The sequence below is a fragment of the Pseudooceanicola sediminis genome, assembly GCF_003575965.1.
GTDB lineage: Bacteria > Pseudomonadota > Alphaproteobacteria > Rhodobacterales > Rhodobacteraceae > Pseudooceanicola > Pseudooceanicola sediminis.
In genome coordinates this window covers 18,329-35,319 of sequence record NZ_QWJJ01000011.1, presented here as the reverse complement: position 1 = coordinate 35,319, position 16,991 = coordinate 18,329, and the positions used below count along the sequence as shown (strand labels likewise).

13 protein-coding genes are annotated in these 16,991 nt (G+C 65.6%); 9 read left to right on the top strand and 4 right to left on the bottom strand.

All coding sequences use genetic code 11. The features are described 5' to 3' along the window. The 4 genes from DL237_RS13185 to DL237_RS13170 are packed head-to-tail and all read left to right on the top strand — an operon-like array spanning position 1 to position 4,983. Positions 1-918 carry an ABC transporter permease gene (locus DL237_RS13185; RefSeq protein ID WP_119399545.1) on the top strand — a complete coding sequence of 306 codons (918 nt, stop codon included), beginning with the start codon at positions 1-3 and terminating at the stop codon, positions 916-918. Then, positions 915-1,835 (top strand): ABC transporter permease, encoded by a 921-nt coding sequence (locus DL237_RS13180; RefSeq protein WP_119399544.1) that lies wholly within the window; start codon positions 915-917, stop codon positions 1,833-1,835. The genes DL237_RS13185 and DL237_RS13180 overlap by 4 nt, the downstream gene beginning before the upstream one ends. Continuing rightward, positions 1,835-3,670 carry a dipeptide ABC transporter ATP-binding protein gene (locus tag DL237_RS13175; RefSeq protein ID WP_119399543.1) on the top strand — a complete coding sequence of 612 codons (1,836 nt, stop codon included), beginning with the start codon at positions 1,835-1,837 and terminating at the stop codon, positions 3,668-3,670. The genes DL237_RS13180 and DL237_RS13175 overlap by 1 nt, the downstream gene beginning before the upstream one ends. After that, positions 3,667-4,983, top strand: coding sequence for a lyase family protein (locus tag DL237_RS13170; protein ID WP_158585641.1), 1,317 nt, complete (start codon positions 3,667-3,669; stop codon positions 4,981-4,983). Before DL237_RS13175 ends, DL237_RS13170 begins: the two co-directional genes overlap by 4 nt. Here DL237_RS13170 and DL237_RS13165 read toward each other — a convergent pair whose 3' ends face one another. Beyond that, positions 4,984-5,913 (bottom strand): LysR family transcriptional regulator, encoded by a 930-nt coding sequence (locus DL237_RS13165; protein WP_119399541.1) that lies wholly within the window; start codon positions 5,911-5,913, stop codon positions 4,984-4,986. A 206-nt stretch (positions 5,914-6,119) separates the two neighbouring features. On the opposite strand from DL237_RS13165, the gene DL237_RS13160 reads away from it, so the two are divergent. Beyond that, on the top strand, positions 6,120-6,917 hold the full coding sequence (locus DL237_RS13160; protein ID WP_119399540.1) for an MBL fold metallo-hydrolase: 798 nt from the start codon (positions 6,120-6,122) through the stop codon (positions 6,915-6,917). 162 nt (positions 6,918-7,079) lie between these two features. Here the strand turns inward: DL237_RS13160 and DL237_RS13155 are convergent, their stop codons facing one another. Together DL237_RS13155 and DL237_RS13150 are read right to left on the bottom strand one after the other, a co-directional pair. After that, on the bottom strand, positions 7,080-7,736 hold the full coding sequence (locus DL237_RS13155) for an isochorismatase family protein (RefSeq protein ID WP_119399539.1): 657 nt from the start codon (positions 7,734-7,736) through the stop codon (positions 7,080-7,082). A 52-nt stretch (positions 7,737-7,788) separates the two neighbouring features. Beyond that, positions 7,789-9,021 (bottom strand): isochorismate synthase, encoded by a 1,233-nt coding sequence (locus tag DL237_RS13150; RefSeq protein WP_119399538.1) that lies wholly within the window; start codon positions 9,019-9,021, stop codon positions 7,789-7,791. A gap of 588 nt (positions 9,022-9,609) precedes the next feature. Here DL237_RS13150 and DL237_RS13145 point away from each other — a divergent pair. Together DL237_RS13145 and DL237_RS13140 are read left to right on the top strand one after the other, a co-directional pair. Further along, positions 9,610-9,990: a glucose dehydrogenase gene (locus tag DL237_RS13145; protein ID WP_119399537.1), complete on the top strand. Its 381-nt coding sequence runs from the start codon at positions 9,610-9,612 to the stop codon at positions 9,988-9,990. Next, complete coding sequence (locus tag DL237_RS13140) at positions 9,990-12,227, top strand: pyrroloquinoline quinone-dependent dehydrogenase (protein ID WP_119399536.1); 2,238 nt, start codon at positions 9,990-9,992, stop codon at positions 12,225-12,227. Before DL237_RS13145 ends, DL237_RS13140 begins: the two co-directional genes overlap by 1 nt. A gap of 46 nt (positions 12,228-12,273) precedes the next feature. Here the strand turns inward: DL237_RS13140 and DL237_RS13135 are convergent, their stop codons facing one another. Beyond that, complete coding sequence (locus DL237_RS13135) at positions 12,274-13,926, bottom strand: alpha/beta hydrolase fold domain-containing protein (RefSeq protein WP_119399535.1); 1,653 nt, start codon at positions 13,924-13,926, stop codon at positions 12,274-12,276. 212 nt (positions 13,927-14,138) lie between these two features. On the opposite strand from DL237_RS13135, the gene DL237_RS13130 reads away from it, so the two are divergent. Beyond that, positions 14,139-15,014, top strand: coding sequence for a shikimate dehydrogenase (locus tag DL237_RS13130; RefSeq protein ID WP_119399534.1), 876 nt, complete (start codon positions 14,139-14,141; stop codon positions 15,012-15,014). Positions 15,015-15,095: 81 nt separating this feature from the next. Beyond that, on the top strand, positions 15,096-16,988 hold the full coding sequence (locus tag DL237_RS13125) for a bifunctional sugar phosphate isomerase/epimerase/4-hydroxyphenylpyruvate dioxygenase family protein (RefSeq protein WP_119399533.1): 1,893 nt from the start codon (positions 15,096-15,098) through the stop codon (positions 16,986-16,988). Positions 16,989-16,991 lie beyond the last annotated feature (3 nt).

Below are 16,991 nucleotides of genomic sequence, written 5' to 3'. Positions count from 1 at the left end.
ATGTTGAAATATATCCTGCTGCGCGGCCTTCTGGCGCTGGCGGTGGCGTTTACCGTCTCGCTCGCCGCGTTTTTCCTGCTCAACATCGCGACCGATCCGGCGCAGGCCATTGCGGGCGAGGATGCGACGCAAGAGGTCGTGCAGACGATCCGCGCCCGCTATGGTCTGGATCAGCCGCTGCCGGTGCGCTACGGGCAATGGCTGGTCGGCGTGTTGCAGGGCGATTTCGGCGAGAGCTATTATTGGCACAAGCCTGTGGCGGAGCTGGTGGCCGAGCGGGCGGGCGTGACGATCACGCTGGCGCTGGCCGCGCTGAGCGTCACCATCCTGATCGCCATTCCACTGGGGGCGCTGGCGGCGCTGAACCCGAACACATGGCTGGACCGCATGGCGCTTGGCGTGGCGGTGTCGGCGCAGGCGGTGCCGAATTTCTGGCTGGGGCTGATCATGATCATCCTGTTTGCCGTGATGGTGCCGATCTTTCCGGTGTCTGGGGATGATACGTGGCGGCATTTCGTGCTGCCGGCCTTTGTGCTGGGGGCGTCGTCCGTCCCTGCTGTCATGCGCCTGACGCGCACCGGCCTGATCGAGGTGATGAGCGCCGATTACATCCGCACGGCCCGGTCAAAGGGATTTCGCGGCGGTGCCCTGTTGCGCCGTCATGCGCTGCGCAACGCGCTGCTGCCGGTGATTTCCGTGCTGGCGGTGCAGTTGGGGCAGAAGTTCGGCGGGTCTGTCATCACCGAAAGCATCTTTGCGATCAATGGGTTGGGGCGGCTGGCACTGGAGAGCATCCTGGGCGCCGACATCCCGACCGTGCAGATGCTGATCTTTGTCTTTGCCATCGTCTTTGTCGCCATGAACCTGCTGGCCGACATCCTGAATGCCGCGCTTGATCCGAGGATCCGCATATCATGACCCAGAGCACCACGTTGAACGCCGAGGTGAAAACCGCGGCCACGGAAGAGGCCGCGCCGTTCACACCGCGCCAGTTGATGCGCCGCCGCGCGCTGAGCCACACCGGGTTCCTGGTCGGGGCCGGGCTGATTGCCGCGCTGGCGCTGATCGCCCTGTTCGCCCCGCTGATCGCGCCGCATGACCCCTTTGTGCAATCGCTGAGCAGTCGGATGCTGCCGCCGGTCTGGGACGATGCAGGCACCTGGGATCATATCCTGGGCACGGACCAGAACGGGCGCGATTACCTGAGCCGGTTGATCTACGGCGCGCGGGTGTCGATTTCGATCGGGCTGGGGGCGGCGTCGATCGGTCTGCTGCTGGGGGTGAGCCTTGGCGTGGTGGCCGGGTATTTCGGCGGCTGGGTCGACCATGGCGTCAGCTTTCTGCTGACTGCGCAACTGGCGCTGCCGGGGCTGCTGCTGGCGATGGCGCTGGTGTTCATCATCGGCCCGTCGATCTGGGTGGTGATCGGCATCATCGGGGTGCTGCACTGGACCTATTACCTGGTGGTGACGCGCAGCGCGACACAGCGTATCCGCAGTCTGGATTTTGTCGCGGCTGCCGCCGCGTCGGGGGCCACGCCGCGCCAGATCATCTGGCACGAGATCGTGCCGAACCTGATCCCGCAGATCATCGTCATCTTCACCTTCGAGCTGGGCATCGCGATCCTGGCCGAGGCGTCGCTGTCGTTCCTGGGCGTGGGCATTCAGCCCCCGACACCGTCCTGGGGTCTGATGATCGCCGAGGGCAAGCAGGCGATGTTCTATCGGCCATGGCTGGTCGTGTTGCCGGGGATGTGCCTGTTCACGCTGGTGATCGGGGCTAACCTGCTGGGCGATGGATTGCGCGACATTACCGCACCGGAGGGGCGTAGCTGATGAGCAAGTTGTTGGAAATCGACGGGTTGTCGGTCGCGTTGACTATCCCCACGGGGCGCCTGCATGCGGTGCGCGACGTGTCGATCACGCTGGAGCGGGGCGAGGCGTTGGGGATCGTGGGCGAAAGCGGGTCGGGCAAGAGCATGTCGGCGCTGGCGCTGATGCGGCTGTTGCCGGGACGTGCCGAGGCGACGGGCAGCCTCCGTTTCGACGGGGCCGATCTGGGCGCGGTGAGCGACGAGGCGTTTTCGCGGCAGTATCTGGGCCACCGGATCGCGATGATCTTTCAGGAGCCGATGACATCGCTCAACCCTGTCTACACCATCGGGCGGCAGTTGAGCGAAGCGGCGGTGATCTTTGGCGGGAAAAGCCAGCGCGAGGCCGAGGCGCGGGCGCTGTTCCTGCTGGAACGGGTCGGCATTCCCGACCCCGTGGCGCGCCTGTCGCAATATCCGCACCAGCTGTCGGGCGGGCAGCGGCAGCGGGTGATGATCGCGCTGGCGCTGATGCTGGAGCCGGAACTGCTGATCGCGGATGAACCGACGACGGCGCTGGACGTGACGGTGCAGGCGCAGATCCTTGACCTGCTGCGCGATCTGCGGCGCGAGATGGGCATGGCGATGATCCTGATCACGCATGACCTTGCCGTGGTGGCCGAACAGACCGACCGCGTCGCGGTCATGTATGGCGGCGAGATGATCGAGGAGGGGCGCGCCGAGGCGGTCATGGCCGATCCGGCACATCCCTATACACGGGCGCTGCTGGGGGCGATCCCGCGCATGGACGGCGCGCCGCGCCGCCTCGGGGCGATCCCCGGCACGGTGCCGTCGCTGACCAGCCGCCCCAAGGGCTGCGTCTTTGCCCCGAGGTGCGACTTTGCCCGGCCCGAGTGCGTCGAGGGGCGCCCGCCGGTGCGGGGCGGGGCCGATCATTCGCGCCGCTGTGTCCTCAGCGATGCGGAGCGGCCTGCGGCGATGGCCGCCGCGCCGCTGCGCGCCGATCACGTTGCCGCCGCGCAGGTCGAGGCGGTGATCGAGGCGCGCGACATCACCCAGGTCTTTACTTCGCGCAAGGGGATGTTCGGCGCGCGCCACACGATCCACGCGGTCGATGGCGTGAGCCTGAGCCTGATGCGCGGCGAGACGCTGGCACTGGTGGGCGAGAGCGGGTCGGGAAAATCGACGCTGGCGCGGATCATGCTGGGGCTGAACCTGCCCACCAGCGGCACGGTCACCATGCTGGGAAAACCCGTGGCCGACCTGGCCCCGCTGGAACGTGCCGCGCTGGTGCAGCCGGTGTTTCAGGACCCGTATTCATCGCTCAACCCGCGGCGCACGCTGGCCGAAATCATCGCGCGCCCGCTGGTGCTGCGCGGCGAGGACGATGCCGATGCCTGTGCGCAAAAGGCGCGCGAGGCGATGGAGATGGTACGCCTGCCGGCGCGTCTGCTGCATTCCTATCCATCACAGCTGTCGGGCGGTCAGCGCCAGCGGGTGGCGATTGCGCGGGCGCTGGTGACGCGTCCGCAGGCGCTGGTGTGTGATGAGCCGACCTCGGCGCTGGATGTGTCGGTGCAGGCGCAGGTGCTGAACCTGCTGGGCGATCTTCAGGCCGAGCTGGGGCTGAGCTGTCTGGTGATCACGCACGACATGGCGGTGGTGCACCAGGTGGCCGACCGGGTGGCGGTGATGCTGAACGGGCAACTGGTCGAGGAGGGCAGCTGCGCACAGGTGCTGGGCAGCCCGAGCAGCGATTACACCGCGCGGCTGCTGGCAGCGGCACCGCAGTTTCGACCCGAATGGCAGGCCGCCCCGGCGGCGGAGGGACACGTATGAGTTTGACACCTGACACCCTGTTCGCGCGCGACACGCTTTGGCAGTCCTGGTTGGACGTCGAGGCGGCGCTGGCGCGCGCGCAGGCGCAGCTGGGCGTGATCCCCGACTGGGCGGCGCGCACCATCACCGAGGTTGCGACGCTGGATCACCTGGGACGCGATGCGATGGTGGCCGACGCCCGGCGGACGATGGCGCCGATCCTGTCCCTGACGCGGCTGCTGGCAAAGGCGGCCGGCAAGGCGGGCGACTATGTGCACTGGGGCGCGACCACGCAGAACATCATGCAGACCGGGCGCATCCTGCTGATCCGGCAGGCGGATCGCGCCATTCGCGCCCGCCTGGCCCGGGCCAGCCTGCGGCTGGGCGCGCTGGCCCGAGAGGAATCCGGTACGCTGATGGCCGGGCGCACCAATCGCCAGCACGCGCTGCCGATCACCTTTGGTTTCAAGGTGGCGGGCTGGATCGAGGAGATGGAGCGGGCCGAGGCCCGGATGAGCGATGCCGCCACCCGCCTGTTCGCGCTGCCTTTCGGCGGGGCAGTCGGGGCAATGCATGCCTTTGGCGGCGAAGGCCGGGCGCTGAACCGGCAACTGGCCGCGGATCTGGAGTTGCGCGAACTGCTGGTGCCGGGGCGCGTGGTGAACGACCTGTTCGCGGAATACGTGCTGAGCCTGAGCCTGCTGGCCATGACGATCGAACGGATCATGACCGAAGCCTATGCGCTGATGGCCGAGGAAATCGGAGAGGTCAGCGAGCGACTGGATGCGGGGACCGTCGGATCGTCGACCATGCCGCAAAAGGTGAACCCGAAGTTCGTGGTGCGCACGATCGCGCAGGCGGTCGAGCTGCGCGGACTGGCGGGGCCGGCGCTGGAAACCGGGCGTTCCAGTCACGAAGGCGATGCGGTCGCCAACCAGTTGCTGTCATCGGTGCTGGATGCGGCGATCCCCCTGGCCTGGCGGCTGGCCGAGAGTTTCGAGGAGACGTTGAACCGGTTGACGCCGAACCCGGTGCGCATGGCGGAAAACCTGAACCGCAGCCAGGGCGCGATTTCCGCCGAGAACCTGATGATGGCGCTGGCGCCGCTGGCCGGACGGGCGCAGGCGCATGACATCGTGCATCATGCGCTGGAGGACGGCGGCGCGTCGGGCCTGACCGAGGACGCCGGAATTCGCAAGTACCTGGAGCCCGCCGCCATCGCGGCGGCATTGGACCCGGCGCAATACCTGGGCGACAGCGTGGAAATTGCGCTGTCCGGCGCGGATCTGGCGCAGGATCTGGCGGTGCGTTTCGACCCGGGGGTGTCTGGCTGACTAGATCAGTTCCAGCAGGTCGCGCGCCTGTGGGTCACGGGCGCGCAGATCCTCGATGGCATCGCTGACGGCATCCAGAAACCGTTCGGCCAGCGGTGCGCGCGCGCCCGGCGGGTGCAGGCTGGCGTAGGTGATCCAGTGATCGCCGGCAATCGGGCGCAGCACCAGCCCGGAGCCGAGGGCAGGTGGCGCGCAGACCCGGTCCAGCAGGGCGATGCCGAGGCCCGCGCGGACCATTTCGATCGTCACCAGCGTCGACGAGGATTCGAACGGCGCCGCCAGCGACAGACCCGCTTCTCCCAGCATCTCCTCAAGCCGGTTGCGCCAGCGCTGGCCGGCCTCGAGCGTGGCGAATGTTTCGCCGGCAAGGTCATTGACGGTGACCGCGCGCCGCGTTGCAAGGGGGTGGGTGTCGCGCATCAGCACGCAGAGGCGCGAGCGCAGGAAGGGGATGATTTGCAGATCGATGATGGCATTTTCGACCGGCAGCGAAATCAGGCCGAGGTTGTAGCCGCGGGCCGCGACCTTGCTTTCGATCTCGAACCGGCTTTCGACCTTGACGGAACATTGCATCGCGGCGGCGCGGTCGCGCAGGCGGGCAAGGCCGGGCACGGCAAGGCCGTTGGCCAGTGGCGCGGCGGTGACGACGGAAAGCCAGTCCTTGCTGCGCTGGCGGATGTCGCGGGAGACGCGGGTGATTTCATCGATGCCCAGCAGCGTATTCGCGATCTGGCGATAGAACAGCTCTCCGTCCTCGGTCAGTTCGAGCCGCCGTCGGCTGCGGGAAAACAGTGTGAGGGCAACATCGCTTTCCAGTTGCGACAGAAGGCGGCTGGCGGCGGAAACGGAGATGTTGAGGCGCGACGACGCCTCGGACAGGGCGCCGGTCAGCACGATCTGTCGAAAGAGTTGCAAGGCCCGCAGGTTCATGTCCGTTCACGCTCCATCCCTGAGGGAAATGTTTGCCACAGTGGCGCGTCCTGGTCGAGGGATGTTAGCGGTGCTGCAATGCTGGGCAGCGCGGGGCAGGCGGCAGTTGATGCACCGCCGGAGCCTTGCAGGTGCGGGGCCACCGCGCAGGATGGTGCAGGACGCAAGAGCGCAGGATCGCGCAGGGAACAAGAGGAGGGGCCGAGATGAAAACGCTGCCCGTGGCCGAGCATTGGTATGTCGCACGGCGGCTGGATGGCCGGATCACGCTGATCACGGAGCCGCACGTGCACCCGATCTTTTCCGCGAACATGTACCTGGTGGAGGGGACGCACCGCGATCTGCTGATCGACAGCGGCATGGGCGTGGCGCCGTTGCGCCCCTTTGTCGACGGTCTGCGGCGGGACGCGCGCAAGCCGCTGATCAGTTTGACGACGCATACCCATGTCGATCATTTCGGTGCGGTGCAGGAGTTCGACATTCGGCTGGTGCATGAGATCGAGGCCGGGTCATTGGCCGATCCTGCACCCTATTCGCTGAATGCCGCGGCCCTGTCGCCCGGTGCGATGGCGATGTTTGCGGCGGCAGGGTATCCGCCACTGTGGCCGATGCTGATCGATGCGCTGCCGCATGCGGGGTATGAGCCGGCCGACTATGTGCTGTGGGGGGCGGCGCCGACCGACACGGTTGCGGACGGCGATGTGATTTCCCTGGGGGACTGGCAGGCGGAGGTGCTGCATCTGCCGGGGCATTCGGCGGGGCAGGTCGGGGTGTGGCATGGCCATAGCGGCACGCTGTTCGGGGCCGATGCAATCTATGACGGGCCGCTGATCTGGGAGGGGGCGGGATACGACGTGGCCGCCTATGCACGGACCCTGCGTCGGATCAGAGAGCTGCCGGTGCGCATCGTGCACGGCGGGCACGACCAGGCCTTTGGCAGGGCGCGGATGATCGAGATCTGCGATGCCTACCTGGGACTGTGGGCGCAGAAGAGATTGATCTAGCCTTGGCGCTGTCGGACCTTGTGCCGGTCAACCCCCAAGCAATCGGCGCGGGCCGTTTTCGCCGGATCGACGCCAGGTTTCGGCGCACCTGTCGCGACCATCCGCCGCCCGGGGTAAGGCACCGTCGCGTCATGGGCGCAGGTCGTCAGCGCCTTCGGGGTGTCATGAGCGATGCGCGGGGGCGGGGTCGAGCTGGTTCAGCATGTCCTGCGTGGCAAGCACCACACCGCAGACCGAGGCGACCCAGGACATCGCCATGTCATGGCGGGCGCGGTCGAAATCGGCCTGGGCATCGGCAATCGTGAAAGGTTCGATATCCAGTTGGAATGCCTCGGATGCGGTGGCAAGGCAACCGATGTGCGAATAGATCCCGGTGATCATCAGCTGGTCGCGGCCCCGGGCGCGCATCAGATGTTGCAGGTTGGAGCGTTGGAACGCGCTGTAGCGGTGCTTGACCAGCACGATGTCGTCGGGCTGCGGCGCGAGGTCGGGCAGGATCGCCTCGTGTGCCGGATCGCGCGACATGCCGGGCCCCCAGAGGTCGCGTTGCAGGCCCCGGTCGCTCGGCAGCTGGTTGCCCTGCTGGGCCGTGTAGAACACCGGAATTCCCGCAGCGCGGGCGGCCCGCGCAAGGCGGTCGATATTGGCGATGAGCGGTTTCAGGGGGGCGGCGTCCTGGACAAAGGGCGCGCAGAAATACGACTGCATGTCATGGACGAGAAGCGCCATCCGATCCGTCTGCGGTGTCCAGGCCGCGCGCGATGCGGGCCAGTCGCCGGGTTGGGGGAGGTCATAGGCAGGGATCGTCGGTAGCGCCATGGTCAGGTGTCTTTCTTGGGTCGGCAATCAGCGATGTCGGTCGGCCGAAACATCAGTGCGGATCGGTCGGGATGGCCATATCGTGGGGCAGGCCAAGGGCGCGCAGCAACGCCGCAAATTTTGCCCCGGTTTCGGCGGCCTCCTGGGCGGGCACGGATCCTGGCACGATCCCTGCGCCTGCATAGAGGCGCGCACTGCGGCCCTGGATCTCGGCGCAGCGAATGCTGACGTACCAGGCCCCATCGCCGTTGGCGGCGGTCCAGCCGACCGCGCCTGCGTAGAAATCACGCGCCACGGGTTCAAGCTGTTGGATGATCTGCGCGGCGCGGTCGCGGGGCGATCCGCAGACGGCGGGGGTGGGATGCAAGAGCCCGGCAATCTGAACCGAGGGCATGTCGGCGTCGCGCAGTTCGCCCCGGATCGGTGTGCCAAGGTGCCACATCGTCGCCGAACTGGTGATTTCCGGCACGCTCGGCGCCGTCAGCGTGGTGCAATGAGGTGCCAGGGTATCGAGGATGAATTCGACCACGATGGCATGTTCGCGCAGATCCTTGGCCGACGCTGTCAGGGCCTGTGCCGCCGCGCGATCTTGTGCCGCATCGCTGCGGCGTCTGGCCGACCCGGCCAGCGGGTGCGACAGGATCTGCGCGCCGCTTTTGCGCACCAGAAGTTCAGGCGATGCACCGACAAGCAGGCGTGCCCCGTCCGTGTCCGTGGCGGTGTCCGTGACGGTGTCGGGGCCCGTGTCGGTCGACGGGGGAAGGGCGACCTGAAAGGCCGTGACAGAGGCATCCTGACACAGGCGCGCCAGAACCGAGGGGACGGGAATGACCTGATCGCAGACAAGTGCCAGCGTCCGCGCGAGCACTATTTTCCGGAGCGGCTGCGGCAGGTTGGCCTGGTTTTTCATGAGGTCGAGGGCCTGTTGGACGGCCTCCGCGTAGGCCTCGGCAGAGGGTTCTGGCGTGACGGTCCAGGTCGGGGCGATTTCAGGCTGAGTGCGGGCCGCAATCGGAGTGCGGCTGGTCTGGTCGGCCATCCATAGGCAATCGTCGGCGTCGCGATCAAAGGGCAGCGCGCCACCGATGAGGCCAGTGGGGGCCATGCCCTCCATCGCCCGGGAAATCCTGTCGGGCAGGGTGGCCAAGGGACCGCGTGGCAGGGGGTGCAAGGTGCCGGTGGCGCCGATTGCGCCGTCTGGGCCCTGGAACAGGAACGGGGCGGTCCGGGCCGAGAGATCGACCGGGGCGGGTGAGGGGGCGACACGGTGGCGCGACGGGGTCATGCGGCGGCTCTTCTTGCTGTTTTCGGGTGTGCCGTGTCGCTGGCTATGCTGCAAGAAGGGCGGGATTCCGCGTGACCTTGCCGGCGGTTTGCGACGGGCGGCCATCGGGGCCGCGAAAGGTCGTGCAGGGCGCTGTCAGTCTTTTGCACATCTGGGCTGGCGTGGGTTCGTGAGGTCTGATCTGCCGCAGTTTCGCAGCCGAAAAGACCGGTGTTGCCGCTTTATGAAAGCGCGCCCGGAGAAAGACAAGTAAAAAACTCAGGTATAGGCGGGCGCTGTCCGACACCGACGCTTTGTGCGACAGTTGACCCAAGTTGGCAGGAAGGTACGGGTTCGACTTGAGGACGCATTGTCCTTATATTTACGTGAGTTACGGGGTGATCTTTATCTTTGACATGACCCTGCGATGCCGGTCCCCCTTGGGCCAACCCTGTTGCGATGTCACGCATCATTCGATGAAAAGTCATGGAACCTTGATCGTGGGTCAGGCGTTTTGATCACAGCGACAGCTAGGGCTGGCGCAGACATGCGCATCGGACACCGTGCCGTAGGGCGACGCGACAACTCCGACGCGAAAGGAGAAAATTCATGACTTCGACACAATCTGTCAGTGCCAGGACGCCCGTGGAACGCCACTGGGCGATCCTGGTGCTGGGGTGGGTATTGGTGATCTTTGGTGCCGTATTGCTGGCCGGGGGTATCTGGCTGATCGTTCTTGGCGGATCCTGGTATTACGGGCTGGCCGGATTGGGCCTGATCGTGACCGGGGCGCTGCTAAACCGTGCAAGCATGGCTGCGGTCTGGTTGTACCTGGTGATCTGGCTGGCCACGGTCGTCTGGGCCTACTGGGAGGTCGGAACGGACTGGTGGGCGCAGGTTCCACGCCTGGTTGCCCCGACCCTCGTGCTTGTCCTGATCCTCATTTGCATCCCCGGACTGACCGGCCGTTCCAGAAGGCAGACCTATTGATGACACGATTTACACTTTGCACCGCGTCCGCTCTTGCCCTCATCGCGGCCCATCCGATCCTGGCGCAGGACACCTCCACATCCTCATCGACCGACAGCGCGCCGAGCGCCGCAGCACCAGCAGACACAGCCCCGAACGCGGGGTCGTCTGATGTGACAACCTCGGCAACCGACACCGGGAGCGCCGGGCAGGCGCAACCGGACGCCGCGCCGCAGGATACGTCAGATGAGACGAGCCAAGGCGACGAGACGAGCCAACCGGAAGGTGCGGCCGAGGATACTGACCAGGCCACGAATGCCGGGCTGGGAACAGCGCCGCAGGCGCAGCCCGAGGTGGGCGAGAACTGGCCCTTTTACGGGGGGGATTCAAATGCGACGCGTTACTCTCCGCTGAACCAGATTACCCCGGAAAATGTCGGCCAGCTGGAACGCGCCTTCGTTTATCGCACGGGCGACATGCCGAGTGCGGAGGCTGCTGGCAAATACGCGGGTGAAACGACCCCGATCGAGATGAACGGCGCCCTGTACATGTGTTCCGCCAAGAACGTGCTGATTTCGATAAGTGCCACGACAGGCGAGGAAAACTGGCGTTTCGATCCGGGGGTGCCGGACGAGGCGATCCCATATTCCGCGTCATGCCGGGGCGTTACGGCCTATACCGACCCGACCGCGGCCGAGGGAACACCCTGCGCCACGCGGATTATCGAAGGCACGCTGGACGCCAAGCTGGTCGCCGTTGATGCAAGCACCGGTGCGGCCTGCGAAGGGTTTGGCGAAAATGGCACCGTCGATCTTTGGCAGGACATCGGTGAACGGGTGCCGGGGTGGTACGCGGTGACTGCGCCCCCTGTCGTCGTGCGCGGTATCCTTGTGACCGGGGCGCAGGTCAAGGACGGCCAGGCCGAGGACGCGCCCTCGGGGGTCATTCGCGGCTATGACGTCAAGACCGGGGAACTGGCCTGGGCCTGGGATCTGGCCGCGCCGGATCAGAATATCGACGGTCCGCCAGAGGGTGAAGTCTATACGCGCGGAACGCCGAACATGTGGACCGCCGCCGTCGCGGACGAAGAATTGGGCTATGTCTATCTGCCGCTTGGCAATTCCTCGGTCGACTACTACGGCTCGAACCGGTCGGACGCCGAGAATGAATTTGCCACCTCGCTGGTGGCGCTGGACGTGACGACGGGCAAGCCGGTCTGGCATTTCCAGACGGTGCGCCACGATGTCTGGGACTACGACCTTGGCAGCCAGCCGACGCTGATCGACTGGAAGGGGACACCGGCAATCCTGTTGCCGTCGAAACAGGGCGATCTTTATATCCTTGATCGTGCGACGGGCGAGGCGCTGACCCCGGTCGGCGAGGTTTCGGATCTGCCGCAAGGCGATGTGGAGCCCGACTTTATCTCTCCGACCCAACCGGTTTCGAGCTGGCACACCCTGCGCAAGGAGCCGTTGCAGGAATTGGACAGCTGGGGCTTTACCCCGATTGACCAGCTCTGGTGCCGCATTCAGTTCCGCCGTGCGAACTATGATGGCTACATGACCCCGCCGTCGGCAGACAAGCCGTGGATCCAGTACCCCGGGTACAACGGCGGGTCGGACTGGGGGTCGGTCGCGGTGGACACCGAAACGGGCGTCATCGTTGCCAACTACAATGACGTTCCCAACTATAACCAGCTGATTCCACGCGAAAAAGCCGACGAGATGGGGCTGGTGCCGATTGATGAGCAAGCCAAGCGTTCAGGTGGTGCCGAGGGCGCCGGTGACGCGCAGGCGGGATCGCCCTATGCAATCAACGTCAACGCCGGCTGGCGCAGCGAGCTGACCGGGATGCCCTGCACGCGTCCGCCCTATGGCGGGATCCGCGCGATCGACCTGGAGACGGGCGAGACGATCTGGGACAAACCCTTGGGAACAGCGCGCAATAACGGGCCGTTCGGCATTCCGTCCATGCTGCCTTTTGACATAGGAACACCCAATAACGGCGGGTCGGTGGTGACGGCCGGGGGGCTGATCTTTATCGGGGCGGCGACGGACAACCTGTTCCGTGCCATCGACATCAAGACGGGCGAGACGGTCTGGTCGGACGTGCTGCCTGCGGGTGGCCAGGCCAACCCGATCGCCTATTCGGTGGACGGGCGCGACTATGTGATGATTGCCGCCACCGGGCACCATTTCATGGAGACGCCGATTGGTGACTACATGATTGCCTACGCCTTGCCCGAGGCATCGAAATAACCTTGAAAAGCTGGATGCGCGGGGATGAACTTTCCCGCGCATCTCTTTAAGAAGGTTGATAAATCTGCGCCAGCCAGTCGCACATGCGGCGCAACCGTGCCTCGGCCGCAGGGCAATAGGCCATGGCGCGCAGATAGCCGTGAATCATCCCCTCACCAGTGTCCCTGACCACCCTCACGCCTGCGGCGTCGAGCGCATCGGCATAGGCGATGCCGCTGTCGCGCAGCGGGTCGAACTGGGCCGTGGCGACAAAGCTGGGCGGCAGGCCGGCGTGGCTTTCAGCGGCCAAAGGGGTGTGTCGGTAGTCTGTCGGTATCGCGTCGGTTTCCGGTAGGTACATTGCGCGCTGTTCGCGGAAGGTCGCGACGCTGAGCATCGGGCCGTCCGGGTTTTCAGCGTAGGAAGGCCGGGTCATGTCGAAATCGCAAACCGGGTAGATCAGCAGCTGAGCGCAGATGGGCAGGCCGAGCGTGCGGCATTCAAGCGCGGCTGCGGCGGCCAGATTGCCCCCCGCGCTGTCGCCGCCGACGGCGATGCGGGCCGGGTCGATCCTCAGGTCCCGGGCCTGATCGTGCACCCAGCGAAGCACCGCGACGACCTGGAGGAAGGCGGCGGGAAAGCGGACCTCAGGGGCGAGGGCGTAGTCGACCGAAATCACGGTCTGGCGGTTCCAGGAGGCGATGCGGGCCGTGATGTCCCAATGGCTTTCGGGGCTGCCCTGCACCCAGGAACCGCCGTGCATGTAGACCAGCGCGGGCTGTACGCCGCCGCCCTTGTGGCGAAAGATGCGCACACGCACCGGCCCGCCCATCGTCTCGATCCAGTGTTCTTCGTCGGTTTCGATGTTTTCGGGGGTGGGCATCCGTATGTCGCGCGCCACCGATTCCATGTGCAGGCGACGGTCGGCAGCCGAGCTGTGGGCGGGAAGTTCCGACACCTTGGCCTGCCACATGTCAAGGAAACGCAGCAGGTCGGGGTGGATCTGCGACAAGGCCTGGCGGGGTGGGGTGGCGCTGTCTTCGATCGACAGGCCGGGTTTCATCACGAAGCGCACCAGCATGTCGCCGGCATGACGGCACAGCATCTGCTGACCCTTGGCGCCGAACAGGTCATCCCCGAAGATCGCCGAGAACGTGGCGCGGTTGGAGACATTGAAGATGGCCATCGCCGAGATGTGCCAGTGCAATTCCAGCGCGCTGAGGCCGCGCCGGAACAGGCCGTCGTCGCAGCCGCGCCGATAGATCTGATCGAGCAGGCGGATCGCGGAGGAGTTCTGGCCCGAGATCATCTCGGATTTCGACATGTGGCGACCGTCGTGAATGTTCTCGACCATCACGAGGCGCACGAAATCCTTTTGCTGGCGGTGGTGTTCAAAGGTGAATTCGGCAAGGCGCCGCAGCGCCTCGACGGGGTGCAGGCGATCCAGGTCCAGGCTGTCTTCGGCGCTGCGCATCCGGGCATAGGCATCTTCCAGGACGGCCCGGTACAGACCTTCCTTGTCGCCGAAGTAGTAGTAGATCATGCGCTTGGACGTGCGGGTCAGTGCCGCGATTTCGTCCATCTTTGCACCGGACAGGCCGTTGGCGACGAAGACATCGCGCGCCACCGAAAGAATGTTGGATCGCACCGCCTCGGGGTTCTGTTTCCAACCGCGCCGCGCCGATGGGCCATCGGACCCGCCCACGTCACCTTCTGCCAAAGTCTGCCCTCCCGTAGTCGTTCAGCCCCTTTGATACGCAAATCCGGCGCGAAGCGCGATGGTCATCCGCGCGCAAATTCGACGTGCGGCATTCTGCAATGCAGAAAATTAACCGGCTCGAACACTACGTTGACATTTTTAACCGTTTCGAACAATAGTGGATTCGAGAGAGGCTGACCGAGGCAATCGGGCAGTGAGGAGAGGCACCGTTCATGGCAATCGCGACACATAAGGACCCACTTGACGAGGGGCTGCGCAAGATCCGCGTCGGCCTGTTGGGCAAGGGGATCGCCGCGTCGCGAACGCCGGGGATGCACATGGCCTCCGCCCGCGCCCTTGGGGTGCCGTACCAGTATGATTTCCTCGATCCGCTTGAAATGACGCTGCCGGACAAGGTCGACCAGATCCTGGATCAGGTAGAGGCGCAGGGGTATGACGGGCTGAACGTGACCTATCCGTTCAAGCAGGCCGTGATCCCCCATGTCGATGACCTGTCCAAAGCGGCCAGGGCGGTCGGCGCGATCAACACGATCGTGTTCCGCGATGGCCGCCGCTATGGCCACAACACCGATTACTGGGGGTTTGGGACCAGTCTGCGCCTGGGTCTGCCCGATGCGGTTCTGACGCGGGTCATTCTGCTGGGGGCGGGGGGTGCCGGTGGCGCGGTGGCGCAGGCGCTGCTGGATGCCGGTGTCGGTACGCTGCTGGTGCATGACCCCGAGGTGGCCAAGGCACAGGAACTGGTTGCGATCCTGCAGGCGCGGTTTGGCGCGGCGCGCGCCGCTGTGGCCGAGGATGTCGCGATGGCCCGCGAGGTTGACGGGATCGTCAACGCCTCGCCCGTGGGGATGACCAAGCTGCCGGGGTGCCCGCTGCCGAAGACGTTGTTGTCGGCGCGTCAATGGGTTGCCGATATCGTCTATTTCCCGCCCGAGACGGAGCTGCTGGCCGCGGCGCGCGCCCTGGGCTGTGCCGTTTTGCCGGGCACGGGAATGGCGCTGTACCAGGCCGTGCGCGCCTTTGAGCTGTTCAGCGGCCGGGCGCCTGACCTCGATGAAATGAAGGCCGTATTGCTGGCCTCCGACTAGGGGCGGCATGGCAGGGGGGATGCATATGTCGAGACAGGACAGATTTCGGGCGCAGGTCCGGTGCACAGGGGCGGGGGGCGTATGAAGACCTCTATCGCCACCGTCTGCATCGCCGGGGACATGCGCGAGAAGCTGGCCGCGATCGCCGCCGCCGGGTTCGATGGCATCGAGATCTTCGAACAGGATTTCATCGCCTTCGACGCCTCGCCGCGCGAGGTCGGGCAGATGGTGCGCGATCACGGGCTGGAGATCACGCTGTTTCAGCCGTTCCGCGATTTCGAGGGCCTGCCGGAGCCGTTGCGCGCCCGCAGTTTCGAGCGGATGGAGCGCAAGTTCGACCTGATGCAGGAGTTGGGGACCGACCTGGTGCTGGTCTGTTCGTCGGTGCACCCGGAGGCGCTTGGCGGGATCGACCGGATGGCGGGCGATTTTGCAGAGCTGGGCGCGCGCGCCGCCAAACGCGGCTTGCGCGTCGGGTTCGAGGCACTGGCCTGGGGTAAGCACGTCTGGGATCACCGCGATGCCTGGGAGGTGGTGCGGCGCGCCAATCATCCCAACATCGGCCTTATCCTGGACAGTTTTCACACGCTGGGTCGCGGGATCGATCCCGACAGCATCCGCTCGATCCCGAGCGACAAGATCTTTTTCGTGCAGCTGGCCGATGCGCCGCTGATCGAGATGGACCTGCTGTACTGGTCGCGCCATTTCCGCAACATGCCGGGCGAGGGTGATCTGGATGTGACCGGTTTCATGCGCGCGGTGGCGGCGACGGGCTATGACGGGCCGATCAGCCTGGAGGTGTTCAACGACCAGTTCCGTGGTGGCAGCCCCGGCGCGATCGCGCTGGATGGGCACCGCTCGCTTGTCTACCTGATGGACCAGGTGAAGCGGCAGGAGCCGGGGATCGCGATGAGCGCGCCGGACATGCCGCCGCGGGTGCGCGCCGACGGGGTGTCGTTCGTCGAGTTTGCCGCAGACGAGGCCGAGGCGGCCAGCCTGGGGCGTTTGCTGCGCACGATGGGGTTTCGCTGCGTCGGGCGGCATATCTCGAAGCAGGTCGAGTTGTGGCAGCAGGGCGAGATCCGCATCGTTCTGAACACCGAGCGCGAAGGCTTTGCCCATAGCGCGCATACGGTGCACGGCATGAATATCTGCGATGTCGGGCTGCGGGTCGACAGCGCCGAGGCAACGGTTCAGCGGGCGCAGGCGCTTGGCGCGTCGCCGTTCCGCCAGCCGGTGGGGCCGGGCGAGTTCGAGATCCCGGCGATCCGGGGGGTCGGCAGCGGGTTGCTGCATTTCATCGACGACAAAAGCGATGTTGCAAAGGTCTGGGATGTCGAGTTTTCGCCCGTCGAGGATACGGGCACGACGCCCGACGCCGGGCTGACGCGGATCGACCATATCGCCCAGACGATGAATTACGAGGAAATGCTGACCTGGTCGCTGTTCTACCTGTCGCTGTTCGAGACGCAAAAACGTGCGACGGTGGACGTGGTCGACCCCGGTGGGCTGGTGCGCAGTCAGGCGATTGAATCTGCCGATGGTGCGCTGCGGGTGACGCTGAACGGGGCCGAGACACATCGCACCTTTGCCGGTCGCTTCATCGCCGACAGCTTTGGTTCGTCGGTGCAGCACGTCGCCTTTGAGACGGATGATATCTTTGCCACCGCCGATGCGCTGATCGCGAACGGGTTCGAGCCGCTGCATATTCCCGACAATTACTATGATGACGTGGCGGCCCGCCTTGGTGTGGGCGATGAGATGATCGTCAGGTTGAAGGCCGGAAATATCCTCTACGACGAGGACGGGCAGGGCGCCTATTTCCAGATTTATGGCCGCCCGTTCGGCGACGGGATCTTTTTCGAGATCGTTCAGCGCAGCGGTGGTTACGCCGGATATGGCGCGGCGAATGCGCCATTTCGGATTGCGGCGCAGCGTCGGTCGATGTCGCCAAATGCGGTGCCGCGGCGATGAAGG